The organism is Micrococcus sp. ACRRV, assembly GCF_022346985.1.
Taxonomy (GTDB): Bacteria; Actinomycetota; Actinomycetes; order Actinomycetales; family Micrococcaceae; genus Micrococcus; species Micrococcus porci.
In genome coordinates this window covers 1-640 of record NZ_JAKRNH010000224.1, presented here as the reverse complement: position 1 = coordinate 640, position 640 = coordinate 1, and the positions used below count along the sequence as shown (strand labels likewise).

At 65.2% G+C, this 640-nt stretch carries 1 protein-coding gene and 1 pseudogene; both read right to left on the bottom strand.

Annotated elements, in window-relative coordinates; genetic code table 11:
- Positions 1-236 (bottom strand): annotated as a pseudogene (locus tag MHY29_RS12225) (cadmium transporter); the annotation flags it as partial.
- The gene (locus MHY29_RS12220) at positions 233-592 is read right to left on the bottom strand and encodes a helix-turn-helix transcriptional regulator (protein WP_006590980.1); all 360 of its coding nucleotides are present in this window, start codon (positions 590-592) and stop codon (positions 233-235) included. The gene MHY29_RS12220 and the pseudogene MHY29_RS12225, both read right to left, overlap by 4 nt.
- Positions 593-640: the final 48 nt, after the last annotated feature.

The following is a 640-nucleotide window of genomic DNA, read 5'->3' as shown; positions in this document are numbered from 1 at the left end:
GGGATGAGACCGAAGTACGGGATGGCTGCCGAGGGCAGGAATGCTCCGGCGCCGATGGTCACCAGGACCGCGGCACCGAGGATGCCGGCGAATCCGAGGTACTGGCCGGCCAGAATGCGGGCGGTAGTGCCGCGCTGGCCTGCCCCTCGCGCGAAGAAGAGGGAGAGCACGATGATGTCGTCGATGTTGGTCGCTGCGAACAGGCCCATCGCCTGCAAGACCGAGGTGAGGATCATGCGCCCTCCCCAGCTGCGTCGCATCCGGGAAGCGAGCAGGCGGGATCGATGCACGGGGCGTCTTCGTCCACTGCCAGGGTGGCATCGACCAGTGCCGTCAGCGCCTGCGCCAGGTGCGAATCGGCGATCTCATATCGTGTCCGACGACCCTCGGGCTCGGAGACGACGATCCCGCAATCGCGCAGGCATGCCAGGTGGTTGGACACGTTCGGGCGTGTCAGGTCCAGATCTCGGGCCAGTTCCGCCGGGTAAGCGGGATGGTCGAGCAGGGTCAAGATGATCCGGGATCGAGTGGGGTCGGCCAGTGCACGACCCAGGCGGTTCATCACGTCGAGACGCGAAGCAATAGTCAGCATGGACTGAACTATACAGCGCGAACTGAACACTCGGTCACAGGCGTCAGC